Source organism: Thiolapillus sp. (genome assembly GCF_048562965.1).
In the GTDB taxonomy this organism is placed as follows: Bacteria; Pseudomonadota; Gammaproteobacteria; order Chromatiales; family Chromatiaceae; genus Thiolapillus; species Thiolapillus brandeum_A.
In genome coordinates this window covers 1-2,813 of record NZ_JBHNMF010000426.1, presented here as the reverse complement: position 1 = coordinate 2,813, position 2,813 = coordinate 1, and the positions used below count along the sequence as shown (strand labels likewise).

Below are 2,813 nucleotides of genomic sequence, written 5' to 3'. Positions count from 1 at the left end.
CGTCCATAGCGGCCTCCAGAAGTTTGTGTTGATTTCTCTTCTGAGAGGCCGCGCCTTGCTATGTCAACTATTTTTTGAGATTTTTAGTGGTTTTTCTCCTCTGAAACTCTAAACTCTAGTATAGATAATGGAGTATTTTTAATGAAATCGATGAAAGTTTATGCTTCTCTGGTGGCTTTGTTGCTGCTGGTTTTCCCCCTGAGTCAGGCTTGGGCAGACGAATGCCAGGATGCGGCCAATCTGTTCAGGAAGGCTGGCGCAAGTGCCAAGTTTTTTGATACCAGTTATGGCTACGCCATCTTCCCCAGTATCGGCAAGGGCGGTATCGGCGTGGGTGGTGCTTATGGCAAAGGCTGTGTCTATGAGCAGGGCAAACAGATCGGTACAGCATCCATGACTCAGGTGAGTGTCGGCTTCCAGTTGGGTGGTGAAGCTTATACACAGATCATCTTCTTCCAGGACAAGCGGGCCCTGAATGAATTCACCAGCGGTAACTTTGAGTTCAGTGCCAACGCACAGGCTGTGGCTATTACCGCAGGTGCTTCTGCAACGGCTTCCACCGCGGGCAATTCTGCCGGTGCATCCGGTGGCAAGAATGATGCTATCACCAAGGGTGCGAGCTACAACAAGGGTATGGCGACTTTCACCATCGCCAAAGGCGGTCTGATGTATGAAGCATCTCTTGCCGGGCAGAAATACAAGTTCAAGCCGCTCTGACGCTAAAAAATGCATCCCCTGACGATTGCTGATGAAACGACTGATTCTTTTTCGTCACGGTAAGTCAGACTGGGATGTTTCCTTTGCAAAAGACCACGCCCGGCCATTGGCCGGGCGTGGTGTCAGAGCAGCCAGGCAAATGGGAAAACTGCTCTCCAAGGCTTCTCGAATACCGGATCTGGTCGTTGCCTCAACGGCGGTCCGTGCCAGGAGCACTGCAGAAATCGCCATGGAAGCCGGACAGTGGTCTTCACAGCTGCGGCTTTCTGATGATTTGTACGCCTCCTCGCCATCAAGGGTTCTGCTGTTTCTTCAGCAGCTTCACGATGATCCCCAAACAGTGATGCTGGTCGGGCATGAGCCTACCTGGTCCGGGCTCGTTTCCCGCTTTACCGGTGCCAACGCCCGCATGCCTACCGCCGCCATGGCGGCCATGCAGTTTCCTGTGGCCCGCTGGAAGGATCTGCGCTTTGGTTCCGGAGAACTGCTCTGGCTGCTTCAGCCAAAATTCTTCAGGCATTTTTCCCTGTAGCTCCGAATTCGCCGTGAATTTACACTGATTTGCCGCTGGACAACTCCGGTACAATAAATCTTTCCTTTTTCCCAGAGCATGAATGTGAAGAAGCCCGAACTGTTATCTCCCGCCGGTACGCTGAGAAACATGCGCTATGCCTTTGCCTATGGTGCAGATGCCGTGTATGCGGGCATGCCGCGCTACAGCCTGCGTGTGCGGAACAATGATTTCCTGCATGAAAACCTGGCAACCGGTATCGCTGAAGCCCATGCTCAGGGACGGCAGTTTTTTGTTGCGGCCAATATCATGCCTCATGGTGCCAAGCTGGCAACCTTCCTGGACGACATCCGCCCGGTGGTAGAGATGGGACCGGATGCTTTTATCATGGCCGATCCCGGTCTGATCATGAAAGTACGCGAAGCCTGGCCGGATCTGCCGGTGCATCTGTCGGTACAGGCCAATACCATGAATGCCTGGAGCGTGGATTTCTGGAAGCGCCTGGGGCTGACGCGGGTGATTCTGTCACGGGAACTGTCACTGGACGAGATCGAAGAGATCCGTCAGGCCTGTCCGGATATGGAAATCGAGGTGTTCGTTCATGGCGCCCTGTGTATCGCCTATTCCGGTCGCTGCCTGTTATCCGGTTATTTCAATCATCGGGACGCCAATCAGGGAACCTGCACCAATGCCTGCCGCTGGGAATACAAGATGAATGAAGCGCCGAGTGTCAGCGTGGAGGATATGGGCCGGCATCCCAGGGCGGATCAGGTCTACTATATCGAGGAGCCGAACCGGCCAGGCGAGTTCATGCCCATCGAGGAAGACGAGCATGGCACTTACATCATGAACTCCCGGGATCTGCGGGCGGTGGAGCATGTACAGCGCCTGGTGGACATCGGCGTGGACTGCCTCAAGATCGAAGGTCGCACCAAGTCCCACTACTATACCGCCCAGGTGACCCAGATTTACCGCCAGGCCATCGATGATGCCGTAGCGGGGAAGCCCTTCGATATTTCGTTGATGGCTGCACTGGAGAGTCTGGCGAATCGCGGTTATACCGACGGCTTCTTTCAGCGGCATGAAACCCACGAGATGCAAAATTACCGTCAGGGTGCCTCGCTGGCCTCCCGGTCACAGTTTGTCGCCGAAGTACTGGAGCAGGAAGAAGGCTGGGCACTGGTCGAGGTCAAGAACCGTTTTCAGCTGGGAGATGAGCTGACGCTGGTGACGCCTTCCGGAAACATGGCTTTCGACCTGACCCAGATGCAGGACCGCGATGGAAAACCCCTGGAGACAGCGCCTGGCAGCGGCTGGCAGGTGAGGATTCCACTGCCTCAGTCTGCGGGAGAATATGCTTTGCTGACGCGCACCCTGACCTGAATTACCCTTCTGATCATACTTAATTTCTATCAAGGTTTTTCCGACATAACAGTGTCATTATTAAAATACTAGAGTTTAGAGTAACTAGTGTAGTGTTGCATTTTGCTTGGAACTTAACCGGCGATTAGCACGAACAACTTTAGCCAAGATATCCTTAGCCTTGGCTGTCCAGATGAATGGCTTGGGTTTTTGGTTGTGTATG

Annotated in this window: 3 protein-coding genes; all 3 read left to right on the top strand. The window is 53.7% G+C overall.

The window, feature by feature from the left end; all coding sequences use genetic code 11:
* Nucleotides 1-141 precede the first annotated feature (141 nt).
* Complete coding sequence (locus ACOCD2_RS15830; RefSeq protein WP_293652886.1) at nt 142-717, top strand: YSC84-related protein; 576 nt, start codon at nt 142-144, stop codon at nt 715-717.
* A gap of 31 nt (nt 718-748) precedes the next feature.
* On the top strand, nt 749-1,249 hold the full coding sequence (locus ACOCD2_RS15825) for a SixA phosphatase family protein (protein WP_293652885.1): 501 nt from the start codon (nt 749-751) through the stop codon (nt 1,247-1,249).
* Between the two features lie 78 nt (nt 1,250-1,327).
* Nucleotides 1,328-2,611 carry a tRNA 5-hydroxyuridine modification protein YegQ gene (yegQ, locus tag ACOCD2_RS15820; RefSeq protein ID WP_293652883.1) on the top strand — a complete coding sequence of 428 codons (1,284 nt, stop codon included), beginning with the start codon at nt 1,328-1,330 and terminating at the stop codon, nt 2,609-2,611.
* Nucleotides 2,612-2,813 lie beyond the last annotated feature (202 nt).

What these genes read in the sequence shown, in the direction of transcription:
- ACOCD2_RS15830 (WP_293652886.1), top strand. Translation starts at nt 142, where the DNA reads ATGAAATCGATGAAAGTTTATGCTTCTCTGGTGGCTTTGTTGCTGCTG.
- ACOCD2_RS15825 (WP_293652885.1), top strand. Translation starts at nt 749, where the DNA reads ATGAAACGACTGATTCTTTTTCGTCACGGTAAGTCAGACTGGGATGTT.
- yegQ (WP_293652883.1), top strand. Translation starts at nt 1,328, where the DNA reads ATGAATGTGAAGAAGCCCGAACTGTTATCTCCCGCCGGTACGCTGAGA.